Below are 21,939 nucleotides of genomic sequence, written 5' to 3' on the forward strand. Positions count from 1 at the left end.
ATGACCAAGCGCCATGACGCGACCGACCGCCACCAAGGCGGTCCCGGCAGCAGCCAGCAGAACGCCGACAAGCCGGCGGCGACGCAGGAAAAGCACCCGCATCCGGGTGAACCCACCAACGGCCGTCAGTCCGGCAGCTCCAGCGGCGGCGGCGAACGCGACCTCCACCACACGCATGATCCGAAGACGAAGCGGTAGGATACGGGTGTGAAGCCCTCTCCCGCCTAGAGATTCAACCCTGTCACCTCCGGAATTTCCCCCTCTCCCCCCCGGGGAGAGGGTCGGGGTGAGGGGGATGCATTGCGTGGATCTGGTGGGGAGCGGGGAGAATAAGCGATTCTTGAAGATCCTCGCAACGCATCCCCCTCACCCTAACCCTCTCCCCGGGGGGGGAGAGGGGATGGTCGGGGGGTTAGAGTTCTCACGACGACAAGTCCTTCAAAATCGGGCATTCCGGCCGTTCGTCGCCGTGGCAGGCGTCGGCAAGTTCATGCAGCGTGTCGCGCATCGCCTGCAGCTCGGCGATCTTCGCCTCCAACTCGTCGATGTGCTGGAGCGCGATCCGCTTGACCTCCGAACTGCAGCGAGTGCGGTCCTGCCAGAGCCCGACCAGCTTCTGGATGCGCTCGATTCCGAAACCCAGCGTCCGCGCCCGCTTGACGAAGCGCAGCACATTCACGTCCGTGCCGCTGTAGACACGGTAGCCCGACGCCGTCCGCCCGGCCTCCGGGATCAGTCCGATGGACTCGTAATAGCGGATCAGCTTGGCGTTCACGCCGGACGCCTTGGCGGCGTCGCCGATCGTCATGCCGTCCTTCATCGCACATCCTCCCGCTTCGGCGGTGCCCAGCCGCGCAGGGTCAGGGCGTTCACCACCACGCTGACCGAACTGAGCGCCATCGCCGCCCCCGCCAGCACCGGGCTGAGGTTGCCCGACGCCGCCAGCGGGATGCCGATCACGTTGTAGGCGAAGGCCCAGAACAGGCCCTGCCGGATCTTCGAATAGGTCCGCCGCGAGACGTCGATCGCTCCCGCCACCAGCCGCGGATCGCCACGCATCAGCGTGACGCCGGCGCTGTGCATCGCCACGTCGGTGCCGGTCGCCATGGCGATGCCGACATCGGCCGCCGCCAGGGCGGGCGCATCGTTGATGCCATCGCCGACCATGCCGACGCTCTTCCCCTCCCCCTTCAGCGTCGCGATCACGGCGGCCTTGTCGCCGGGCAGCACCTCGGCGAACACGCGCTCGATGCCCAAGGCCGCAGCGACGGAGCGGGCGGCACCCCAGCCGTCGCCCGTCACCATCACCGGCTCGACTCCCTGCGCCTTCAGCGCGGCGACGGCGGTGACCGCACTCTCCTTCACCGTATCGCCGAAGGCGACGAGGCCGAGCAGGCGCGGCGCATCGCCGACCTCCATCACCCCCTCGATCAGCCAGGACAGGGTGCGGCCGCTTGCCGCCAGCGCCTCCGCCCGGGCGGCGAGAGCGCCCGGCTGCAGGCCGGCCTCCTCCACCGCGCGGGCGTTGCCGAGCTGCAGCCGCCGTCCCGCCACCATGCCGGCGACGCCGCGGCCGGGCAGCGCGCGGAAGTCGGTCACCGGCTCCGCCGCCAGCCCCGCTGCCGCGGCCCGCTCCCGCAGCGCGTGGGCGAGCGGATGCTCGCTGCCGGCCTGGAGCCCGGCGGCGAGGCGCAGCAGGGTCGCGCCGTCTACACCATCGGCCGGGATCAGGTCGGTGACCTGCGGCTTGCCCTCCGTCAGGGTGCCGGTCTTGTCGAAGGCGATGGCGGTCAGGGCATGGGCGCGCTCCAGCGCCTCGGCGTCCTTGATCAAGATACCGTGTCGGGCGGCGACGCCGGTGCCGACCATGATCGCGGTCGGAGTCGCCAGACCCAGCGCGCAGGGGCAAGCGATGACCAGCACCGACACCGCGGTGACGATGGCGGCCTCCAGATCGCCGCCGACGATCCACCAGCCGGCGAGCGTCAACGCCGCCACCACCAGCACCGCCGGGACGAACACCGCGCTGACCCGGTCGACCAGCCGCTGGATCGGCGCCTTCGATGCCTGGGCGCCCTCGACCATGCGGACGATCTGCGCCAGCATGGTTTCGGTGCCGACCGCCGTGGTCTCCACCACCAGCAGCCCGTCACCGTTGATCGAACCGCCGGTGACGCGGGCACCCGGCTCCTTGTCGACCGGCAGGCTCTCGCCGGTCAGCATCGATTCGTCGACGCCGCCGCTGCCCTCGACCACCCGACCATCGACCGGCACCCGCTCGCCGGGGCGGACCACCACATGGTCGCCGACGCGCACGCGCTCCACCGGCACTTCGGTCTCCACGCCGTCGCGGCGCAGCCGGGCAGTGGCCGGGCGCAAATCCATCAGGGCGCGGATCGCCGCCGCGGTCTGCCCCTTCGCCCGCGCTTCCAGCCATTTGCCGAGCAACACGAAGGCGATGAGGACGGAGGAGGCTTCGAAATACAGGTGCGGCTCGTGCCCAGCCCCATGACCTGTGGGCGCCGTCAGCATCAGGTAGAGGCTGAGCCCCCAGGCCGCGGAGGTGCCGAGCGCCACCAGCAGATCCATGTTGCCGGCGCCCGCCCGCACCGCATTCCAGCCGGCACGGTAGAAGCGCGCGCCCAGCCAGAACTGCACGATGCTGGCGAGGATCAACTGCACCCAGCCCGGCAGCATCCAGTCCGCCCCGAACAGGTCGCCGACCATGCCGGCCAGCAGGGGCAGCGACAGGGCGGCGGCGATCAGCACATGGCGCAGGTCGCGCCGGCCACGGTCGGCCCGCGCCTCCTCCTCCGCGGTGCCGCCGTCCTCGACGACCGGAGCGGCGCCGAAGCCGACCTTTTCCACCGCGGCGACCAGATCGGCGCCGTCGAGGCTGCCGGCGAAGGCGACGACATGGGCGCGCTCGGTCGCGAGGTTGACCGCGGCGGACTCCACGCCCGGCAGCCGGTTCAATGCCTTCTCCACCCGGCCGGCGCAGGAGGCGCAAGTCATGCCGGTGACCGACAGGTCGAACTCCCGCCGCTCCGCCTGGAAGCCGGCGGCCTCGACCGCCTCGGCCGCGGCCTTGGCGTCGGGCGGGCCGGCGAAGGTCAGCCGCGCGCGCTCCGTCGCCAGATTGACCGAGACGGCGGTGACGCCCGGCACGCGGCCCAGCGCCTTCTCCACCCGGCGGACGCAGGACGCGCAGGTCATGCCCGACACGCCGAGGTCGAGGTCGGTCGGGGGTGCGGCAGCGGTCGTCGCGCTGCTGCTGTGCTGGGTCGTGGTCATGCCGGTTCTCCTTCGATTCCGCTCGGCATGGAGTGATATGGGGCTTCCAACGATTGGAAGGTCAAGGGGCTGATCGACGCAGTGTCGCCGTTTCATGAACAAAAGGCCGGACGGGGCGTTCGTGTCCTGACCGCAAGCCACCCGACACCAGCGAGAAGGGACCAGCCCCTTGACCCGCCTGACCATCGCCGAGGCGCAGAGCCGCGTTTCCCGCATGCTGACCCATGACGTGGTCGAGGATCTGCGCGCCGTGGAGTACGAGACGCCCCCGCTGGCCGACGCCCCGTCCGCCACGCCGCTGACCGAGCTGCGGCGGGCGGAGGTCACCTTCAGCCACGCCCCCGGCTCGCCCGACTGCCTGTACCGCATCGGCGCCTTCGGCGATTCGCTGCTGATGCGGCTTCAACTGAATGTCTGGCGCTTCGTGGCGATCTATCAGGTGCCGGTGAAGGACCCGATCGACAGCAACACCATCGCCCCGCATTTCGAACGCTGGGCCATCGGCGCCGGCCATGCCGGCTGGACCATCGGCTGGCGCGACGGCGTCGATCCGTGGAAGCAGGATGTCCGGGTGGTGGAGACCTACTGCTACGCCATGCTGCCCGAGGATTTCCTGGACGAACCGCTGACCCAGCTTTACTGGCGGACCGACCTGCTGCAGATGACCCGCGCCTTCATGCTGGAGGCGCGGCGGATGGGCATCCGGCTGTCGGCGCCCGACACGGTGTAGCACAGGTTTCGCTTGGCGCCGCGGGGGCGGCTGTGCTCAATCGGTGGGCATTTCACTTCCCCGTCCGAGCCCCGCCATGCCGCCGATCCCGATTCCGATGCCGACCGACCTCTCCACACTGCTGACGGTGATGGATTTCGTCGGCGTGTTCGTCTTCGGGCTCAGCGGCGGCACGCTGGCGGTGCGCAAGCGGTTGGACCTGTTCGGGGTGATGGTGCTGTCGCTGGCCGCCGCTCTCGCCGGCGGCGTCGTGCGCGACCTGTTGATCGGCGCGCTGCCGCCCGCCAGCCTGCAGGACGACCGCTATCTGATGGTCGCGCTTGCCGCAGGGCTGACCGCCTTCCTGTTCCACAAGCCAATCAACCGGCTGGGCAAGCCCGTGATGGTGCTGGATGCCGCCGGGCTCGGGCTGTTCACCGTCGCCGGCTGCGGCAAGGCGCTGGCCTTTGGGCTCAGCCCGCTGCCGGCCGCCCTGCTGGGCGTGATGACCGCCTGCGGCGGCGGGGCGGCGCGCGACCTGCTGGTGGCCGAGGTGCCGCGGGTCCTGCGCGAGGAGATCTACGCCATGGCCTCGCTGCTGGGAGCCGCGGTGATGATCGCCGGCCAACGGCTGGACCTGCCGCCGGTGCCGGTGGCGGTGGTGGGGGCGCTCGCCGTCTTCGTGCTGCGCGTGGTGAGCGTGCTGCGCAACTGGAGCGCACCGCGCGCACCGGGGAGCTGAAAGCGCTCTCCCTATAATCACCCTCTCTCCCCCGGGGAGAGGGAGGGGACCCGCCGCGAAGCAGTGGGGAGGGTGAGGGGGATGCGCGGCAGGATGTTTGTTGAAACCCGGCCGCGCTTCCCCCTCACCCTAACCCTCTCCCCGGGGGGGAGAGGGGATAGTCAGGCGATGTCGGCTCACGCCCGCTTGGCCCAGCCGGGCATCGGGAAGACCGGGTCGGCTTCGGCCGAGGCCTTCGGCAGGACCACGGTCGGGCGCAGCTTGTGGTTCTGGATGCAGGCGGAAACCAGGCTGGTGTTCTGGCCCTTCTCGTCGAAGGTGATCGCCGGGCCGACCATCAGCTTGTCCGACAGGTTGGTCTGGCGCAGCGCCGTCAGCAGGGCCGAGGATTCGGCGGTGCCGGCGCGCTTGAAGGCGTCGGCGGCGACCAGGATCGCCTCGAAGGTGAAGGCGACGTTGAAGGCGTAGCCCTCGAACCGGTCATTGGGGAACTGCTTCTTGAAGGCCGCCTCGACCCGCTTGGTCATCGCCGCCTTGGGGTCGTACCAGGGCAGGTTGGTGATGGCGTAATCGGCGTATTTGCCAAGCACCTTGTAGAACTGCTCGTCGTACAGGCCGGGCGAGCCGGGGGAGACGATGCCCTTCGGCTCCCACCGCTGCTTCACCATCTCGCGCACCATCATGATGGCGTCGTTGGCGCGGGTGGTGACGATGGCGAGTTCCGCCCCGGTGCCCTTGGCCTTCGCCACCTCCACCGCCAGATCCTGCGCCTTGGGGTCGTAGGCGATCGATTCCAGGATCTGGAAGGGCATGTCCAGCTTGGGGAACAGCGCGTCGATGGCGGCCTTGTTCGCCATGCCGAAAGTGTCGTTGGCGTGCAGGAACACCGCGGTCTTTGGCGTGGTGCCGGTCGCGGCGAACAAATCCTTCATCAGCGACATCCCGTTCGACACCAGCATGGTGGAGGTCGGGAAGTTGCGGAAGACGGTCTTGTAGCCCTGCTCCGTCAGCTTGTCTGCGGCGGCGATGTTCATCACCAGCGGCACGCCACGCTGCTCGCACACCTGGGCGGCGGCGGCGGTCTGGCCGCTGTCGAAGGCGCCGACGATCACATGGGCGCCGTCGTTGATCAGCTTTTCCGTGCGCGAGCGGGCGACGTCGGCATTCGATTCGGTATCCGCCGACATCACCTCCACCTTGTAGCCGAGGTCGGAGAGCACCGCCGGCGCGATGTCCGCGCCGCGCTGGCAGGCCTGGCCCGCCTGGGCCAGCAGGCCGGAGCGCGGCAGCAGGACACCGACCTTCAGCGTCTTGTCCTGGGCGAAGACCGGGGCGCGGCCGAAGCCGGCGAGCACGCCGCCGGCGATAGCCGCCTGGCCGAGCGTGCGGCGGGAAAGGGCGAATCCTCCGGTGGAACGGTTCTTATGATCGTTGGTCATGGTGCGGCGGGGGCCTTTTGGCTGGACGCGATGCGACTTTGGAAGACCGAAGATTCCACCGGCACGCCCCCCCGTGTCAAAGTAGAATCGTCGAAGGCCTTCCATGCGCAACGGAACGACCGCACCCCGCCGGCGACCCGACCTTCGCCATAGGAACGACGGAGGGAGAAGGACGTATTGCGGTGCAACAGGGTTATCCTTTTGAAGAGGTACTTGAAGGAGGCACGGCCCATCCAAAGGTTACGGAACGGGATGTGACGACTTCGAGAACGACCACGTGTTGAGCTTGGCACGGAAGCTGTGGGCGGAGGCCCTATCGGGCGGCCCCTCGGCCGGTCCCTTCGGCGGCCGGGCAGGACCCGCGTCGGTGCCGCGCGGCATGCGCGTCTATGCGGTCGGCGACATCCATGGCCGGCTCGACCTGCTCGACCAGATGCTGGGGCAGATTGCCCGCGACGCCGATCAGGCGCCGAACCTGCTGAAATACCTCGTCTTCCTTGGCGACTATGTCGATCGCGGGCCGGATTCGCGGCTGGTGATCGAACGGCTTGCCTGCGGTCTGCCGCCGGTCTTCGGCGCCGTGTTCCTGCGCGGCAACCACGAGGACACGATGCTGGGTTTCCTGTCCGACCTGCGCGTCGCACCCGGATGGCTGACCTATGGCGGCGACGCGACGCTGGAAAGCTATGGCATCCCGGCACCCGACCCCGAAGCGCCGCCGGAACATCTGCTGCAGGCGCAGATGATGCTGAACGGCCTGCTGCCGCCCCACCACCGCGCCTTCCTGACCGGGTTGCGCAACCACCTGACCATCGGCGATTACCATTTCGTCCATGCCGGCGTCCGCCCCGGCATTCCGCTCGACCAGCAGGAGGACAAGGACCGCCTGTGGATCCGCGAGACCTTCCTGACCTCGCGCGCCGACCATGGCAAGATCGTCGTCCACGGCCACACCATCGCGCCCGAACCGGAGATGCTGCACAACCGCATCGGCATCGACACCGGGGCCTATGCCACGAACCGGCTGACCGCCCTGGTTCTGGAGGGGACGGAGCGGCGGTTCCTCTGCACGATCTGATCCGGCCCGGAGATCTCGGCCCGGAAACGACAAAGGCCTCCGGATTTCTCCGGAAGCCCTTGTCTTGTTGGTCGGAGAGAGAGGATTCGAACCTCCGGCCCCTGCCTCCCGAAAGCAGTGCTCTACCAGGCTGAGCTACTCTCCGATCATGTCACCGGCGGGCCTTGTCGTCCGCCGGTGGAGGGGGTGTATAAACGGTTCCGTGCCGCCGCGCAATGCAAAGTCACAGGCTGGATGCTGCATCTTTGCCATTCCCGAAACACATGAAGTCAGGCGCACTTGCGACCGGGATCGAAGGCCGCGAAAAGGAAAAGGGCTCCCGGATTTCTCCGGAAGCCCTTTTCTGTTGGTCGGAGAGAGAGGATTCGAACCTCCGGCCCCTGCCTCCCGAAAGCAGTGCTCTACCAGGCTGAGCTACTCTCCGATCATGTCACCGGCGGGCGTGTCGTCCGCCGGTGGAGGGGGTGTATAAACGGTCCGGCCCCGGCGCGCAACGCAAAAAATGCGTCATCGGCAAAAAGATCCGGCCTGCCGACCCACCCCATTAACCCATCTCAGAAATCGCGATCGATCACGAAATCAATGACTTCCAGCAGGGCCTGCTTGATCGGCCCCTCGGCGAACAGCCCCAGGCTGTCACGGGCGATGGAGCCGTAATGGCGCGCCCGCTCCACCGTGTCCTTCAGCGCGTTGTGACGGGCCATCAGCGCCTGCGCATGCTCCAGGTCGCCGTCCTTCTGGTCGAGATCCTCCATCACCCGGCGCCAGAAGGTGCGTTCCTCGTCGTTGCCGCGGCGGAAGGCCAGCACGACCGGCAGGGTGATCTTGCCTTCGCGGAAATCGTCGCCGACGGTCTTGCCCAGCTTCGCCTGCAAGGCCGAGTAATCCAGCACGTCGTCCACCAGCTGGAAGGCGATGCCCAGATTCATGCCGTAGTCGTAGAGCGCCATCTCCTCCGCCTGCGGGCGGTTGGCGACGACGGCGCCGACGCGGCAGGCGGCGGCGAACAGCTCGGCCGTCTTGCCCTTGATGACCTCCAGATAGGCCTGCTCGCTGGTTTCCGTGTCGTTGGTGGTGCGCAGCTGCAGCACCTCGCCCTCGGCGATGATGGCCGAGGCGCCCGACAGGATGCGCAGCACGTCGAGCGACTGCACCTCCACCATCATCTCGAAGGCGCGGGAGAACAGGAAGTCGCCGACCAGCACGCTGGCCTTGTTGCCGAACACCGCGTTGGCCGAGGCCATGCCGCGGCGCAGGTCGCTTTCATCGACGACGTCGTCGTGCAGCAGGGTCGCGCTGTGGATGAACTCCACCACCGCGGCCAGCAGCCGGTGATGCTCGCCCTGATACCCGCACATGTTGGCGGCGGCCAGCGTCAGCACCGGGCGCAAGCGCTTGCCGCCGGCCGCGATCAGGTAGCCGGCCAACTGGGGGATCATCTCGACCTGCGACTGCATCCGGTCGAGGATGATCTGGTTGACGGCGCTGAGGTCCTCGGCCACCAAAGCGGTCAGGTCGTCGAGCGGGGTAGACTTGCGCCGTTTCGGCTCGAAGTTGGTAACGACCGCCAAGGTCGACTCCACGGGTGATTGACGCCAGAATTTGCGCTAGGGAGCATAACGGCCTAGCCTCTTCGGTCAAGTCCGCAGGGGACCGTTCTTTCGAGACGCCCATTCTTCCGAGACACGATGATCGAGCTGTTGCGCATCACCGACCCCGTCCGCCTGTCCTGGCTGGTCGCCCTGCTGGCCGACGCCGGGATCGAGGCGATCGTGCTGGACACCCACACCAGCATCCTGGAAGGCTCCATCGGCGCCATCCCACGACGGCTGATGGTCGATGCCGACGATGCCGACCAGGCTATCCGCGTCCTGCGCGAGGCCGGCGAAGCGTGAGTGACGATATCGTTCCGCATTCGAAAGCATCCCTGTCAGCACAGCCGGATTTCCTGCTGAATGGGCGGGTGCGGCTGCTCCAGCCCGACGGCGGCTACCGTGCCGCCATCGACCCGGTCTTCCTCGCCGCCATCACCGCCGCGACCAATGGCGAGCGGGTGCTCGACGTCGGCACCGGCACCGGGGCTGCGGCACTGTGCCTCGCCGTCCGGGTGCCGGGCGTCGCCGTCGCCGGGCTGGAGCAGCGGGCCGACGCATGCGCCTTCGCCCGCCGCAACGCGGTCCTGAGCGGGGTCGCCGACCGGGTGGAGGTGGTGCAAGGCGACCTTCTGGCTCCGCCCGGCACCTTGCCTGCCGGCGGATTCGACCGGGTGATGATGAACCCGCCCTATCTGAAGGCCGGCGCAGCCAGCCGCCCGCCCGACGACTGGAAGGCCGCGGCGAATATGGAAGGTGCGGCAGGGCTGGCCGACTGGGTGCGCTTCGCCGACCGCATGCTGAAGCCGCGCGGCACGCTGACGATGGTTCATCGCGCCGACCGCATCGACGACATCCTGCAAGCGTTGCGCGGCCGGTTCGGCAGCCTCGTCCTGGTGCCGCTGTGGCCGAAGCCGGGGGTGGAAGCCAAGCGGCTCCTGCTGATCGCCCGCAAGGGCGGCAGGGCGCCGGCTCGGCTGACCGCCGGGCTGGCCGTGCACAATGCCGAAGGCGGCTACAGCCCGGCGGCGGAGCGGGTGTTGCGCGATGCGGAAGCGCTGCCGATCCCGTGATTTTAGCGCGGACGGAGCCTTTCAAACGGGAGACTTCAATCCCATCTCTGCGGGCATGAGCCTGCAATCCCTCCTCGCCAAACTCCCCTTCGGCCCCTGGCGCAAGGCCGGGCCGCTGGTGTCCGTCGTCCGCCTGTCCGGCGTCATCGGCCAGGGCGGTCCGTTCCGCTCCGGCCTGTCGCTGGCCGGCGTCGCCCCGCTGCTGGAACGCGCCTTCGCGCCCAAGGACCAGAAGGCGGTGGCGCTGATCATCAACTCGCCGGGCGGGTCGCCGGTTCAGTCCGCGCTGATCGCCAAGCGGATCCGCGATCTGGCGGAGGAGAAGAAGGTGCCGGTCTTCGCCTTCTGCGAGGATGCGGCGGCATCGGGCGGCTATTGGCTCGCCTGCGCGGCGGACGAGATCTGGGCCGATGAAAGCTCTATCGTCGGGTCGATCGGCGTGGTGTCGTCGGGCTTCGGCCTGCATGAACTGATCGAACGCCACGGCATCGAACGGCGCCTCTATACCGCCGGCGACAAGAAGGTGCTGCTCGACCCCTTCTCGCCGGAACGCGAGGACGGCGTCGCCCATCTGAAGGCCCTGCAGGCCGACATCCACGAGGCGTTCAAGGCGATGGTGCGCGCCCGGCGCGGCGCCCGCCTGACCGGCCCGGAGGAGGACCTGTTCTCCGGCGCCTTCTGGGCGGGGCGCAAGGCGCTGGCGCTGGGGCTGATCGACGGGCTGGGCGACCTGCGCTCGGTCATGCGCGGCCGCTTCGGCGAGAAGGTGCGGCTGCGCGTGGTGCAGCAGGAGCGCGGAATGCTGCGGCGGCTCGGCCTGCGGACGGGAGGAAGCGCGCCCCTGCCGGAAGCGGGAGCGCCGGAAGCCTTCGCCGATGCCCTGGTGGCCGCCGCCCGCACGTCGTTGGACGACTGGGCGGCCTGGGCGAGGCTGGGGCTTTAGGCGGTCTTAGATCAAGCCGCGGAGTTCTGGGTCAGCAGGGTGGTCAGCCAGCGGAAGTTGGTGCCGTCGCCGGCCTGGATGGCGCTTTCCACCACCTGCATGGCGGTCGCCGGGTCCTGGGGATCGGGCACCGCCGCAGCGGCGTCCATGGCGGAATCGGCCTGCCCCACATCCTGGGCGAACAGGGTGACCGCACCGACACCAAGCCGCACCGCAGGCTGGGCGTTCGGCACCACCCCGGCGCCGTCGGCGGCGGAGATTCCGCCCTCCCCAACCCCGTTCAGGGTCTCCAGCATCGCCGCGAACTGGCCGGCCAGCGCACCCGCCTGCCTGGACGCACCCGTCCCTTTGCGCTCCAGGACGTCTTCCGCCCGGATGCGCATGGCTTGCGTGGCCTCGCTGTTGGCCATCATCGACATGGGACGATCCCCTGCGGTTAGTGGCGAACCGCAGGGGTACACGCAAAAATCACGCCATCAACACAACCGGCGGATCGCAAGGGTCAGGGCCGCCCCTGCGACGATTTGACCGGCAAAAATTTCCCAGCGGCCCGGCAGAAGTTACCCAGCGCCCGGCAAGGCTTGCCGGGCCGGCGGGATGTCTCGGTCGCGGCCCATCAATCGCGAAAATTCTGGTACTGCAGCGGCTGCTCGATGCCCATCCGCTTGACCACGGCGATGGCGTCCTGCAGGTCGTCGCGCTTCTTGCCCGTCACCCGCAGTTCGTCGCCCTGGATCGAGACCTGGACCTTCATCTTGCTGTCCTTGATCCCTTTGACGATGGTCTTCGCCAAATCCTGCGCGATTCCCTGCTTGATCGTCACGGTGTGGCGCAACGCGTCGCCCGCCGCCCGTTCCGGCTTGGCGGAGAAATCCAGCGCCGCGGCATCGAGCTTGCGGCGGGTCACATAGACGCGCAGCAGTTCCTGCATCTGTTCCAGCTTGGTGGCGTCGTCGGCCAGCAGAACGATGTCGTTCTCGGTCCGCTCGACCGTGTATTTCGAGCCCTTGAAGTCGAACCGGGTCTCGATCTCGCGGCGGACGCCGGCGAGGGCGTTGTCGATCTCGTGGACGTCCGTCTTGGACACGATGTCGAAGGACGGCATGGCGGCGCTCTCCCTGATAGGACTATCGATGAACGAATCGGGCGCACCGTAAAGAAGACGGCCGCCGCACTCAACAGCCGCCTTCCCCGACAGGCACCCTGCCCTTCTCAGTTCATCTCTTCGGCGTAATGGCAGGCGACCAGCCGCTCATCCACCGGGCGCAGCGGCGGAACCTCCGCGGCGCAGCGGTCGGTGGCGAAGGGGCAGCGCTTGTGGAACGCGCAGCCCGGCGGCGGGTTCAGCGGCGACGGCAGTTCGCCCTTCGGCACCACCCGCTCGACCCTCAGGTCCGGGTTCACCCGCGGCGTCGCCGCCAGCAGGATGCGGGTGTAGGGATGGCGCGGCCGGGTGAAGACCACGTCCTTGGCGCCATGCTCCACCGGCTTGCCCAGATACATCACCATCAGCGAATCGGCGATGTGCCGCACCACGCTGAGATCGTGGGAGATGAACAGGTAGGCGAGGTTCAGCTCTTCCTGCAGATCCATCATCAGGTTCAGCACCTGCGCCTGGATCGACACGTCGAGCGCCGACACCGGTTCGTCCGCCACGACGACGCGCGGGTTCAGCATCAGCGCGCGGGCGATGGCGATGCGCTGGCGCTGACCGCCGGAGAACATGTGCGGATAGCGGTCGACCTGATCGGGCCGCAGGCCGACCTTCCCCATCATGGCCACCGCGCGGTCGCGCCGCTCGTGCTTGTCCATGGCGGTGTTGATCACCAGCGGCTCGGTCAGGATGGATCCCACCGTCTTGCGCGGGTTCAGCGAGCCGTAGGGATTCTGGAAGACCATCTGCACCGTGCGGCGCAGTTCCTTCATCTCCGCCGCGCTGCGCCCGACCACGTCGCGGCCGTCATAGTGCAGTTCGCCCGAGGTCGGCGGCTCGATCATGGTGACGGACCGGGCGAGCGTCGACTTGCCGCAGCCCGATTCGCCGACCACGGCCAGCGTCTTGCCGGCCTGCAGGCGGAAGGACACGCCGTCCAGCGCCTTCACCGTCGCCATCGGCTTGAAGGCGCCGCGCTTGACGGCATAGTGCTTGCGCAGGTCGCGGGCCTCCAGCACGACCGACCGGTCGGCCGCAGCCTCGATGATGGGGGCCCCGGTGAACGGGGTCTCGGTTTCGGTGCTCATCACAGCGCCTCCCCGGCGGCGAGATGGCCGTCCGGCAGCGGGTAGAAACAGCGCGCGCGCCCGTCGTCCACGTCGAACAGGGCCGGGCGCTCGGCACGGCAGCGGGCATCGGCAAAGCGGCAGCGCGGGCTGAACAGGCAGCCGGCCGGCCGGTCGGCGATGCCCGGCACCATGCCGGGAATGGTCGGCAGCCGGCGCTTGCCCAGCGCCCGTTCCGGCAGGGCGTCCAGCAGGGCGCCGGTGTAGGGATGGCGCGGCCGCTCGAACAGCGAATGGACGGGGCGCGTCTCCGCCACCTGGCCGGCATACATCACGACGACGCGCTGGGCCGTCTCCGCCACCACGCCCATGTCGTGGGTGATCAGGATCAGCGCCATGCCGCGCTCGCGCTGCAGCTGGACCAGCAAATCGAGGATCTGCTTCTGGATGGTGACGTCCAGCGCAGTCGTCGGCTCGTCCGCCACCAGCAGGCGCGGGTTGCAGGCGATGGCGATGGCGATCATCACGCGCTGGTTCATGCCGCCCGACAGCTGGTGCGGGAAGGCGGACAGGCGGGTTTCCGGCGCGGGGATGCCGACCTGCTCCAGCAGGGTGATGGCGCGGTTGCGCAGCGCCTTGCCGGAAAGCCCTTCATGCACCCGCAGCGTCTCCATGATCTGGAAGCCGACGGTGAAGCAGGGGTTCAGGCTGGTCATCGGCTCCTGGAAGACCATGGCCACGTCCTTGCCGGTCATCTTCCGGCGCTGGGCGGCGGACATGGTCAGCAGGTCCTTGCCGGCGAACATCATCCGGTCGGCGACGACGCGGCCGTTGGAGCCGAGAAGCCCCATCACGGCAAGCGAGGTCACGGACTTGCCGGAGCCGGATTCGCCGACGATGCCGACGACCTCGCCCTCGTCCACGGTCAGGTCGATGCCATCCACCGCGCGGAAGGTGCCGGCGCGGGTGGTGAACTCGACCGACAGGTTCTTGATGTCGAGAAGAGGCATGAGGTCAACGCTTCAGCTTGGGGTCGAGCGCGTCGCGAAGACCGTCGCCCAACAGATTGAAGGCCAGCACGGTCACCAGGATGGCGATGCCGGGCCAGGTCACGACCCAGGGGGCGCGCTGGAGGAACTGCAGCGAGGACGCCAGCATGGTGCCCCATTCCGGCGTCGGCGGCTGCGCGCCGAGGCCGAGGAAGCCAAGGGCGGCGGCGTCCAGGATGGCGGTGGAGAAGCCCAGCGTCGCCTGCACGATCAGCGGCGCCAAACAGTTCGGCAGCACCACGATCAGCATCAGGCGCATCGGCCCGGCCCCGGCGACGCGCGAGGCGACGACATAGTCCTTGTTCACCTCCGCCAGCACGGCGGCGCGGGTCAGGCGGGCATAGTGCGGGATCACCACCACCGACACCGCCAGCATGGCGTTCACCAGCCCCGGCCCGAGGATGGCGGCCACCACCACGGCCAGCAGCAGCGAGGGCAGCGCCAGCAGGATGTCCATGGCGCGCATGATCAGCACGTCGGCCATCCCGCCGAAGAAGCCGGCGATCAGGCCCAGACCCAGACCGACGGCCAGCGACAGGGTGACGACGATCAGGCCGATCATCATCGACAGCCGGGCGCCGTACATCAGGCGCGACAGCATGTCGCGGCCGATGTCGTCGGTGCCCAGGATGTAGCTCCAGCTTCCGCCCTCCTGCCAGACCGGCGGCGTCAGGATGGCGTCGCGGTACTGGATGTCGGGGTCGTGGGGGGCGATCACGCCGGCCAGCACGGCGATGGTGGCGATCATCAGGATCACCACAAGGCCGGCCAGCGCGCCCTTGTTCTGCCGGAAGTGATACCAGAACTCGGTCAGCGGATGCGGCGGACGCGAGACGGCGACCGTTTCCGGGGTGGCGGGATCTGCGTTGGTCGAGAATTCAGCGGACATGGATTGGCCTCACCGCGCGTGACGGATGCGGGGGTTGAGGACGCCGTAGAGCACGTCCACCAGCAGGTTGACCAGGATCACCGAGGTGGCGATCAGCAGGACACCGCCCTGCAGGGCCGGATAGTCGCGGCGGTTGATCGATTCGATCAGCCATTTGCCGACGCCCGGCCAGGAGAAGATGGTCTCGGTCAGGATGGCGCCGCCCAGCAGCGTGCCGACCTGCAGGCCGATGACGGTCACCACCGGGATCAGCGCATTGCGCAGCGCATGCATGCCGATGACCCGGCCGTCGGCCAGGCCCTTGGCGCGGGCGGTGCGGATGTAATCCTCGCCCAGCACCTCCAGCATGGCCGAGCGCGTCATGCGCGCCACCACGGCCAGCGGCACGGTGCCCAGCACGATGGTCGGCAGCACCAGATGGCCGAGGGCGGAACGAAACGCCTCGTACTCTCCGGCCATCAGCGTGTCGATCAGCATGAAGCCGGTGACCGGCTCCACGTAATGGATCAGGTCCAGGCGCCCCGACACCGGAGTCCAGCCCAGCCCGACCGAGAAGAACAGGATCAGCAGTAGGCCCCACCAGAAGATCGGCATCGAATAGCCGGTCAGGCTGATGCCCATCACGCCGTGGTCGAACAGCGAGCCGCGTTTCACCGCCGCCAGGATCCCGGCGGGCAGCCCGACCAGCGTCGCGAACAGCATCGCGCACATCGCCAGTTCCAGGGTGGCCGGGAACAGGGCGATGAACTCGCTCAGCACCGAATTGTGGGTGACCAGCGACAGGCCGAAATCACCGGACAGCACGTTGCCGACATAATCGAGGAACTGCTGCCAGAGCGGCCGGTCCAGACCCAGTTCATGGCGCAGGGCGGCCAGCCGTTCGGGCGCGATGCCCCGCTCGCCGACGCGCACCTCGATGGGGTCGCCGGGAACCAGCCGGATCAGGATGAAGGTCAGAAAGGTGATGCCGAGAAAGGTCGGAATCACCAAGCTCACCCGCGTCAGGATGAAGCGAAGCATCGACGGGTACTCTTTTTTTAAAACTATGGTGAAAACTGGAACGGAGCGCTGCCTCGACAACGCCCCGTTCCGTCAGGGGCACTTGCCCCACCCTGGCCCGACCCCGCTTACGCGGAGCCGGGAATGCAACTCGTCTCAAAAAGTCGGGAGGCGCGGCAACCACGCCCCCCTCACTCCTTTCCGCACGCCCGTTTTGCCGGACGTGCGGTCCGCATCACTTCAGGTCGACGCCTTCGAAGCGATGGATGCCGAACGGATCCATCTTGTAGCCGACGACGTTCTTGGCGAGGCCCATGTAAACCACCGAGTGGGCGATGGTGTACCAGGGGGCCTCTTCCTTGAAGATGACCTGAGACTGTTCGTACAGCTTGGTGCGCGCAGCGATGTCGGTGGTGCGCTTGGCCTGGACGACGAGGTCGTCGAACTCCTTGTTGCACCACTTCGACAGGTTGTTGCCGCCCGGACGCGCCGCCTCGCAACCCAGCAGGGTGTAGAGGAAGTTGTCGGGGTCGCCGTTGTCGCCGGTCCAGCCGAGCATGCCCAACTGGTGCTCGCCCTGCTGCATGCGCTTGCGGTACTCACCCCATTCGTACTGCACGATCTTCGCCTTGATGCCGACCTTGGCGAGGTCGGCCTGCATCATCTCGGCGATGCGCTTGGCGTTGGGGTTGTACGGGCGCTGCACCGGCATCGCCCACAGGTCGGTCTCGAAGCCGTTCGGATAGCCGGCATCGGCCAGCAGCTTCTTCGCCCGCTCGACGTCGTACGGATAGTCCTCGATCGAGTCGTTGTACGACCACATGGTCGGCGGAATCGGGTTCTTGGCCGGGACGCCGGCGGCCTGGTAGACCGCGGCGACCATCGCCTTCTTGTCCATCGCCATGCTGACGGCGCGGCGGACGCGGACGTCGTCGAACGGCTTCTTCGTCACGTTGAAGGAGACGTAACCGACGTTCAGGCCTTCCTGCTCCTGAACGACGATAGAGCCGTCCTTCTTCATCGCGTCGATGTCGGCCGGGTTCGGGTACGGCATGACCTGGCATTCGTTGGCCTTCAGCTTGGCCAGACGAACCGCCGCATCGGGCGTGATCGCGAAGACGAGGTTGTCCAGCGGCTGCTTGCCGCCCCAGAACTGCTCGAACGCCTTGTAGCGGATCACGGCGTCCTTCTGGTAGGCGACGAACTGGAACGGCCCGGTGCCGACCGGAACCTGGTCCAGCTTCTCCGGCGTGCCCTTCTTCTGAAGCATCGCCGCATATTCGGCCGACATGATCGGCGCGAACGGCATGGCGAGGTTGGCCAGGAACGGCGCCTCGACCGCGTTCAGCGTGAACTTGACCGTCAGGTCGTCAACCTTCTCGATCGACTTCAACAGCTTGGGCATCGCCATGTCGTTGAAGTAGTCGTAGGCGCCACCCGACACCTTGTGGAAGGGATGGTCCGGCTTCCACTGGCGCTCGAACGAGAAGATCACGTCGTCGGCGTTGGCGTCGCGCGTCGGCTTGAAATCGCCGACGCTGTGCCACTTGGCACCGGCGCGCAGCTTGAAGGTATAGACCAGGCCATCGTCGGAGATGGTCCAGGATTCGGCCAGGCCGGGAATGACCTTGGTGCCGCCGTGCTCGAACTGGACCAGGTTGTTGTAGACCGGGAGGGCCACGTCGAAGCTGGTGCCGGTCGTGTTCAACATGGGGTTGAAGTTTTCGGGGCTACCCTCGGAGCAGTAAACAAGGGTCTTCGCCGCCTGGGCCGGCGCCGACAGCGCCAGCGCCGCGGCCATACCAAGCCCGGCACCCAGCAGGATGCGCTTCATTCGTCTTGCCTCCCGATTCCGGTTAAAGCGTACGGAAAATTTGCCAGAACGCCGTTGGAAATAGCGTCGCCATTTGGCGCGTGCCCAAGGCGCCTGTCAACGTCAACATGCATACGTGGCTATACCGTGGCGCAGAGCATATTTTGAGGCGCCGATACGTCCGTATGGACACATTTCCGACCACCGAAACGAAACAGTTGCAAAGCCAACCATCCGGTTGACCGAATCGACAGGTCCCTCACCCTGCGAATCAGGCTATCCGGGTGAGTGGCCGCGGTTCTTCCCGCTGCCGACGGGATCCGGACGGCTGCCATGCACACCCGCCGTGAAGGGTGGCGCCGGCCGCCATGCTAGGCTGGGTTGCACCATCCATGAAACCCCCTTTTCGGACACCGACCGGTCGATGCCGCTTCCGAGCCTGCCGTCTTCCCTGCGCTCCGGCCCGCTGGCCGCCTACGGCCTTTATATCGTCGGATCGGCGCTGCTGGCGTCCAACCCGGTGGTCGGCCGGGCGGCGGCCCATGTGGTGCCGCCGATCGGACTGGCCTTCTGGCGCTGGCTGATCGCCTTCCTGATCGTGCTGCCCTTCGCCCTGTCCGGCCTGCTCGCCCACCGGCAGCAGTTGAAGGAGCAGTGGCGCCGCTATCTGCTGCTGGGCGTGCTGGGACAGGGAATTTCCGGCGCCATCGTCTATTACGGGCTGGAGCGGACCAGCGCCACCAACGCCAGCCTGATCTACGCCACCAGCCCGGCGATGATCCTGGCGCTGGCCGCCCTCTGGCTGGGCGATGCGATCCGGCCGCGGCAGATCCTGGGCATCCTGCTGGCGATGGCCGGAGTTCTGGTGATCCTGACCCGCGGCGATCCGGAGGCGCTGCGCCACCTGTCCTTCAATGTCGGCGACCTTCTGGTGCTGACGGGGGCTGTGTCCTGGTCGGTCTACACCATCCTGCTGCGGCAATCGGGCACACCGCTGCCGGTGGTCACCGCCTTCGCCGCCAACGCGCTGGCCGGCGTGCTGGTGCTGGCGCCCTTCTATGCGTGGGAAACGGTGGCGGTGCGGCCGGTTCCCTTCTCGGCCTCCACCATCCTGTCGATCGTGGCGGTGGCGTTGTTCGCCTCGGTCCTGGCGCTGCTGGCCTATCAGAAGACCATCGCGATGATGGGCGCAGCCCGTGCCTCCACCGCGCTGTATGTCTCGCCGCTGTGGGCGGCGCTGGCCTCCTGGTTCCTGCTGGCGGAGCCGCTGCAGGGCTTTCACCTGATGGGCGTGCTGCTGGTCCTGCCCGGGGTGATGCTGGCCACCCTGCCCGCCCGCAAACCGCGAGCGCAGGCCGCGTCCGAAGCCGCTTGATCGGCAAGTCGCTTGATCGGCATCGCCGGCCCGCCCATCTTGGCCGGACCCGACCGTTCCCGTCCCGATCCGGCCATGCCCCAGAACGCCCCGACCCCGCTCCTGCTCTGTGCCGACGATTATGGGCTTGCCCCCGGCGTGAATACCGCCATCCGCGACCTGATCGCCCGCGGCCGGCTCACCGCCACGTCGGTCATGAGCCTCTGTCCGCATTGGCGGACCGATGCCGCGGCTCTGCGCGAGCTGAAGGACAAGGCCGATGTCGGGCTGCATTTCACCCTGACCGACCAGCCGCCGCTTGGGCCGATGCCGACGCTGGCGCCGGATGGACGGCTGCCGCCGCTTGGGCGGCTGATGGGCTGGGCCTATCGCGGAAAGCTGAACACGCCGGCCGCGCGGGCCGAGATCCGTGACGAACTGTCACGCCAGATCGCCGCCTTCACCGACGCCTGGGGCGCCGCCCCCGACTACATCGACGGCCACCAGCATGTCCACCAGCTGCCCGGCGTGCGCGACGCGGTGACGGAGGCGCTGGCAGCATTGCCCGGCGCGTATGTCCGCCTGTGCGGGGAACCGGTCGCGGCGGTCCTGCGTCGCCGTGTCGCGGTGCCGAAGACGCTGCTGATCGGCGGGCTCGGCGGCGGGCTGAAGCGCATGGCGCAGGCACGCGGCATTCCGGCCAACGACCGCTTCGCCGGTGTCTACGACTTCGCCGGCAGCCGACCCTTCGCCGAACTGATGCCGCGCTTTCTCGAGGGCATGGGTGACCGCACCCTGGTGATGGTCCACCCCGGCCTGCCCGACGAGGCGTTGCGCCGTGTCGACAGCCTGGTCGAGCCGCGGCGCACCGAATACGACTATCTCCGCGGGCCGGAGTTCGCCGCCCTGCTGGAACGGCGCAACATCCGCCTGAGCCGCTTCGCCGGCCTGACCGCCGGATAGGCCCTGGCTACTCCTCTTCGTCCGGCTGCCAGGCGCGGCGGCGCAGCTTGAAGCGCTGGACTTTCCCGGTCTCCGTCCGCGGCAGCGCGTCGAGGAACTCCACCGCGCGCGGGTACTTGTAGGGCGCGATATGGTCCTTGACGAAACTCTGCAGTTCCTCGGCCAGACGCTCATCGGGATACACCCCGTCGCGCAGCACGACGAAGGCCTTGGGGATGGTGCCGCGCACGGGATCGGGGGCGGCGATCACCGCGCATTCCTGCACCGCCTCGTGGCTCAGCAGGATGTTCTCGACCTCCAGGCCGGAGATCTTGTAGCCGGCCGAAACGATCAGGTCGTCGGTGCGGGCGTGATACCAGAAGAAGCCGTCCTCATCGACGTGGAAGGCGTCGCCGGTCAGGTTCCAGCCCTGCTGGACATAGCTTTCCTGCCGAGGATCATCGAGATAGAGGCAGCCCGTCGCACCGCGCACGGCCAGCCGGCCGACCTGTCCCGGCGGCAGCCGGCGGAACTGTTCGTCGACCACCATCGCCTCATAGCCCGGCACCGGCTTGCCGGTGGAGCCCGGCCGGACATCGCCCGGGACGGCATGCAGCACGGCGTTCAGCAGTTCGGTGGTGCCCAGGCTGTCGAGGATCTCCAGCCCCGTCGCATCGCGCCAGCCCTCGAAGGTCTGCTGCGGCAGCGGCTCTCCGGCCGAAACGCAGAGCCGCAGGGACGCCAGCCCCTTCGCCAGCCCAGGATCGGCAGCCATCCGGCCGATCATGCCGCGGTAGACGGTGGGCACCGTGAACATCATAGTCGCCTTGTGGCGGGTCGCCGCCTCCAGCAGCCGGTCCGCGGTTCCGCGCTCCAGCAGGATGACGGAGGCGCCGATGCGCAGCGGGAACAGCAGCAGCCCGCCCAGCCCATAGGCGAAGGCCAGAGTCGGCGAGCCGCAGAACACGTCGTCCGGTCCCGTCCCCAGCACCGAGCGCGGCGACAGGTCGGTGATCGCCAGCAGATGGCGGTGCAGATGGGCCGCCGCCTTGGGCGTGCCGGTGGTGCCCGAGGTGAAGGCGATCAGTGCCACATCGTCGTTGGCGGTGTCGGCGGCAACGAACCCTGCCGGCTTGGTGGCGATGCGGTGCTCCAGCTCGCCGTCGCGGAAGCCGACGATGCGCAGCGACGGCAGCGCCGCCTCTTCCAGATCGTCGAGGAAATGGGTGTCGCACAGCGCCATGTCGATCGCCGCGCGCTTCAGCACGTCGGCCAGTTCGGGCGCGCGCAGCAGCGGCATCGTCGGCACCAGCACTCCGCCGGCCTTGATCACCGCCAGCCAGCAGGCGGCGAGCATCGGCGTGTTGGGTCCGCGCAGCAGCACACGGTTGCCGGTGACCAGCCCGTAATCCTCCGTCAGGACGCGGGCGATGCGGTCGACGGTGTCGCGCATCCGGCCGTAGCTCCACACCTCCCCGTCGCCGCCGATCAGGCAGGGGCGGTCGTCCCAGCCGCGCTCGCGCCAACCGTCGATCAGGGCGGAGGCGGCGTTAAGGCGTTCGGGATACTGGAGTTCGGGCCGTCCGAGAATCAGGTCGGGGCGCTGGGACGGGGCCGGCAGCCGGTCGCGGGTGAAGCTGTCGAGATGGCCCGAGGGTGCCATGCACCCGGAACGTCCTGGGCGCTCGGGTGCCGCACGCTCTGGGGCCGCACGCTCCGGTGCCATGCGCTGGGATGCCTCCACCCGTTGGACGACGGGAAGAGCGGGGCCGGCGTAATCGGTGGGCGGGTTGCCCCGCCACA

21 protein-coding genes and 2 tRNA genes are annotated in these 21,939 nt (G+C 68.2%); 9 read left to right on the forward strand and 14 right to left on the reverse strand.

Translation table 11 applies throughout. The features are described 5' to 3' along the window. The gene (locus VD964_RS05640; RefSeq protein WP_324866437.1) at positions 1-198 is read left to right on the forward strand and encodes a hypothetical protein; all 198 of its coding nucleotides are present in this window, start codon (positions 1-3) and stop codon (positions 196-198) included. A 223-nt stretch (positions 199-421) separates the two neighbouring features. On the opposite strand, the gene cueR is transcribed toward VD964_RS05640, so the two are convergent. Together cueR and VD964_RS05650 are read right to left on the reverse strand one after the other, a co-directional pair. Next, on the reverse strand, positions 422-808 hold the full coding sequence (gene cueR, locus VD964_RS05645; RefSeq protein ID WP_044551783.1) for a Cu(I)-responsive transcriptional regulator: 387 nt from the start codon (positions 806-808) through the stop codon (positions 422-424). 8 nt (positions 809-816) lie between these two features. Continuing rightward, positions 817-3,294, reverse strand: coding sequence for a heavy metal translocating P-type ATPase (locus VD964_RS05650; protein ID WP_324866440.1), 2,478 nt, complete (start codon positions 3,292-3,294; stop codon positions 817-819). A gap of 169 nt (positions 3,295-3,463) precedes the next feature. On the opposite strand from VD964_RS05650, the gene VD964_RS05655 reads away from it, so the two are divergent. Continuing rightward, entirely contained in the window at positions 3,464-4,024 is a 561-nt protein-coding gene (locus VD964_RS05655) for a hypothetical protein (RefSeq protein WP_324866442.1), read from the forward strand. Between the two features lie 76 nt (positions 4,025-4,100). Then, on the forward strand, positions 4,101-4,745 hold the full coding sequence (locus tag VD964_RS05660) for a trimeric intracellular cation channel family protein (RefSeq protein WP_324866445.1): 645 nt from the start codon (positions 4,101-4,103) through the stop codon (positions 4,743-4,745). A 176-nt stretch (positions 4,746-4,921) separates the two neighbouring features. On the opposite strand, the gene VD964_RS05665 is transcribed toward VD964_RS05660, so the two are convergent. Further along, complete coding sequence (locus tag VD964_RS05665; RefSeq protein ID WP_324866447.1) at positions 4,922-6,184, reverse strand: ABC transporter substrate-binding protein; 1,263 nt, start codon at positions 6,182-6,184, stop codon at positions 4,922-4,924. 277 nt (positions 6,185-6,461) lie between these two features. On the opposite strand from VD964_RS05665, the gene VD964_RS05670 reads away from it, so the two are divergent. Continuing rightward, positions 6,462-7,262: a metallophosphoesterase family protein gene (locus tag VD964_RS05670; protein ID WP_324866449.1), complete on the forward strand. Its 801-nt coding sequence runs from the start codon at positions 6,462-6,464 to the stop codon at positions 7,260-7,262. A 68-nt stretch (positions 7,263-7,330) separates the two neighbouring features. On the opposite strand, the gene VD964_RS05675 is transcribed toward VD964_RS05670, so the two are convergent. The 3 genes from VD964_RS05675 to VD964_RS05685 all read right to left on the reverse strand — a co-directional run bounded on the left by VD964_RS05675 (position 7,331) and on the right by VD964_RS05685 (position 8,833). Beyond that, positions 7,331-7,407, reverse strand: a tRNA-Pro gene (locus tag VD964_RS05675). Positions 7,408-7,609: 202 nt separating this feature from the next. Continuing rightward, positions 7,610-7,686: transfer RNA gene (locus VD964_RS05680), tRNA-Pro, on the reverse strand. A 130-nt stretch (positions 7,687-7,816) separates the two neighbouring features. Next, the gene (locus VD964_RS05685; protein WP_149224601.1) at positions 7,817-8,833 is read right to left on the reverse strand and encodes a polyprenyl synthetase family protein; all 1,017 of its coding nucleotides are present in this window, start codon (positions 8,831-8,833) and stop codon (positions 7,817-7,819) included. 117 nt (positions 8,834-8,950) lie between these two features. Here VD964_RS05685 and VD964_RS05690 point away from each other — a divergent pair, with 117 nt between their 5' ends. From VD964_RS05690 to VD964_RS05700, 3 genes are read left to right on the forward strand one after another with little or no spacing between them, the layout of a single operon-like run. Continuing rightward, positions 8,951-9,157 carry a DUF2007 domain-containing protein gene (locus VD964_RS05690; protein WP_324866452.1) on the forward strand — a complete coding sequence of 69 codons (207 nt, stop codon included), beginning with the start codon at positions 8,951-8,953 and terminating at the stop codon, positions 9,155-9,157. Beyond that, the gene (locus VD964_RS05695) at positions 9,154-9,927 is read left to right on the forward strand and encodes a tRNA1(Val) (adenine(37)-N6)-methyltransferase (protein WP_324866454.1); all 774 of its coding nucleotides are present in this window, start codon (positions 9,154-9,156) and stop codon (positions 9,925-9,927) included. The genes VD964_RS05690 and VD964_RS05695 overlap by 4 nt, the downstream gene beginning before the upstream one ends. Before the next feature lie 55 nt (positions 9,928-9,982). Further along, positions 9,983-10,870, forward strand: a complete 888-nt coding sequence (locus VD964_RS05700; RefSeq protein WP_324866456.1) for a S49 family peptidase — start codon at positions 9,983-9,985, stop codon at positions 10,868-10,870. An 11-nt stretch (positions 10,871-10,881) separates the two neighbouring features. Here the strand turns inward: VD964_RS05700 and VD964_RS05705 are convergent, their stop codons facing one another. The 7 genes from VD964_RS05705 to VD964_RS05735 form a co-directional block, all read right to left on the reverse strand. Next, positions 10,882-11,289 (reverse strand): hypothetical protein, encoded by a 408-nt coding sequence (locus tag VD964_RS05705; protein WP_324866458.1) that lies wholly within the window; start codon positions 11,287-11,289, stop codon positions 10,882-10,884. Between the two features lie 197 nt (positions 11,290-11,486). Beyond that, positions 11,487-11,975, reverse strand: a complete 489-nt coding sequence (locus VD964_RS05710) for a YajQ family cyclic di-GMP-binding protein (protein WP_324866460.1) — start codon at positions 11,973-11,975, stop codon at positions 11,487-11,489. A 107-nt stretch (positions 11,976-12,082) separates the two neighbouring features. Beyond that, positions 12,083-13,111: a peptide ABC transporter ATP-binding protein gene (locus VD964_RS05715; RefSeq protein ID WP_324866462.1), complete on the reverse strand. Its 1,029-nt coding sequence runs from the start codon at positions 13,109-13,111 to the stop codon at positions 12,083-12,085. Continuing rightward, a complete protein-coding gene (locus VD964_RS05720; protein ID WP_324866465.1) occupies positions 13,111-14,100 on the reverse strand; it encodes an ABC transporter ATP-binding protein in 990 nt (329 codons plus the stop codon). The genes VD964_RS05715 and VD964_RS05720 overlap by 1 nt, the downstream gene beginning before the upstream one ends. A gap of 4 nt (positions 14,101-14,104) precedes the next feature. Next, on the reverse strand, positions 14,105-15,028 hold the full coding sequence (locus VD964_RS05725; protein ID WP_324866467.1) for an ABC transporter permease subunit: 924 nt from the start codon (positions 15,026-15,028) through the stop codon (positions 14,105-14,107). A gap of 9 nt (positions 15,029-15,037) precedes the next feature. Beyond that, on the reverse strand, positions 15,038-16,048 hold the full coding sequence (locus tag VD964_RS05730) for an ABC transporter permease subunit (protein ID WP_324866469.1): 1,011 nt from the start codon (positions 16,046-16,048) through the stop codon (positions 15,038-15,040). Between the two features lie 214 nt (positions 16,049-16,262). Next, positions 16,263-17,861, reverse strand: coding sequence for an ABC transporter substrate-binding protein (locus tag VD964_RS05735; protein ID WP_324866471.1), 1,599 nt, complete (start codon positions 17,859-17,861; stop codon positions 16,263-16,265). A gap of 403 nt (positions 17,862-18,264) precedes the next feature. On the opposite strand from VD964_RS05735, the gene VD964_RS05740 reads away from it, so the two are divergent. Together VD964_RS05740 and VD964_RS05745 are read left to right on the forward strand one after the other, a co-directional pair. Further along, on the forward strand, positions 18,265-19,215 hold the full coding sequence (locus VD964_RS05740; RefSeq protein WP_324866473.1) for a DMT family transporter: 951 nt from the start codon (positions 18,265-18,267) through the stop codon (positions 19,213-19,215). A 75-nt stretch (positions 19,216-19,290) separates the two neighbouring features. Continuing rightward, positions 19,291-20,157: a ChbG/HpnK family deacetylase gene (locus VD964_RS05745; protein WP_324866475.1), complete on the forward strand. Its 867-nt coding sequence runs from the start codon at positions 19,291-19,293 to the stop codon at positions 20,155-20,157. A gap of 7 nt (positions 20,158-20,164) precedes the next feature. Here the strand turns inward: VD964_RS05745 and VD964_RS05750 are convergent, their stop codons facing one another. Beyond that, positions 20,165-21,799, reverse strand: a complete 1,635-nt coding sequence (locus tag VD964_RS05750) for an AMP-binding protein (protein ID WP_324866476.1) — start codon at positions 21,797-21,799, stop codon at positions 20,165-20,167. Positions 21,800-21,939 lie beyond the last annotated feature (140 nt).

Source organism: Azospirillum sp., assembly GCF_035628975.1.
Classification (GTDB): Bacteria; Pseudomonadota; Alphaproteobacteria; order Azospirillales; family Azospirillaceae; genus Azospirillum.

Excerpts from the sequence above, each read along its gene's own strand:
- VD964_RS05640 (WP_324866437.1), top strand. The coding sequence starts at position 1 with ATGACCAAGCGCCATGACGCGACCGACCGCCACCAAGGCGGTCCCGGC.
- cueR (WP_044551783.1), bottom strand. The coding sequence starts at position 808 with ATGACGATCGGCGACGCCGCCAAGGCGTCCGGCGTGAACGCCAAGCTG.
- VD964_RS05650 (WP_324866440.1), bottom strand. The coding sequence starts at position 3,294 with ATGACCACGACCCAGCACAGCAGCAGCGCGACGACCGCTGCCGCACCC.
- VD964_RS05660 (WP_324866445.1), top strand. The coding sequence starts at position 4,101 with ATGCCGCCGATCCCGATTCCGATGCCGACCGACCTCTCCACACTGCTG.
- VD964_RS05665 (WP_324866447.1), bottom strand. The coding sequence starts at position 6,184 with ATGACCAACGATCATAAGAACCGTTCCACCGGAGGATTCGCCCTTTCC.
- VD964_RS05690 (WP_324866452.1), top strand. The coding sequence starts at position 8,951 with ATGATCGAGCTGTTGCGCATCACCGACCCCGTCCGCCTGTCCTGGCTG.
- VD964_RS05700 (WP_324866456.1), top strand. The coding sequence starts at position 9,983 with ATGAGCCTGCAATCCCTCCTCGCCAAACTCCCCTTCGGCCCCTGGCGC.
- VD964_RS05705 (WP_324866458.1), bottom strand. The coding sequence starts at position 11,289 with ATGTCGATGATGGCCAACAGCGAGGCCACGCAAGCCATGCGCATCCGG.
- VD964_RS05710 (WP_324866460.1), bottom strand. The coding sequence starts at position 11,975 with ATGCCGTCCTTCGACATCGTGTCCAAGACGGACGTCCACGAGATCGAC.
- VD964_RS05715 (WP_324866462.1), bottom strand. The coding sequence starts at position 13,111 with ATGAGCACCGAAACCGAGACCCCGTTCACCGGGGCCCCCATCATCGAG.
- VD964_RS05720 (WP_324866465.1), bottom strand. The coding sequence starts at position 14,100 with ATGCCTCTTCTCGACATCAAGAACCTGTCGGTCGAGTTCACCACCCGC.
- VD964_RS05725 (WP_324866467.1), bottom strand. The coding sequence starts at position 15,028 with ATGTCCGCTGAATTCTCGACCAACGCAGATCCCGCCACCCCGGAAACG.
- VD964_RS05730 (WP_324866469.1), bottom strand. The coding sequence starts at position 16,048 with ATGCTTCGCTTCATCCTGACGCGGGTGAGCTTGGTGATTCCGACCTTT.
- VD964_RS05735 (WP_324866471.1), bottom strand. The coding sequence starts at position 17,861 with ATGAAGCGCATCCTGCTGGGTGCCGGGCTTGGTATGGCCGCGGCGCTG.
- VD964_RS05740 (WP_324866473.1), top strand. The coding sequence starts at position 18,265 with ATGCCGCTTCCGAGCCTGCCGTCTTCCCTGCGCTCCGGCCCGCTGGCC.
- VD964_RS05745 (WP_324866475.1), top strand. The coding sequence starts at position 19,291 with ATGCCCCAGAACGCCCCGACCCCGCTCCTGCTCTGTGCCGACGATTAT.
- VD964_RS05750 (WP_324866476.1), bottom strand. The coding sequence starts at position 21,799 with ATGGCACCCTCGGGCCATCTCGACAGCTTCACCCGCGACCGGCTGCCG.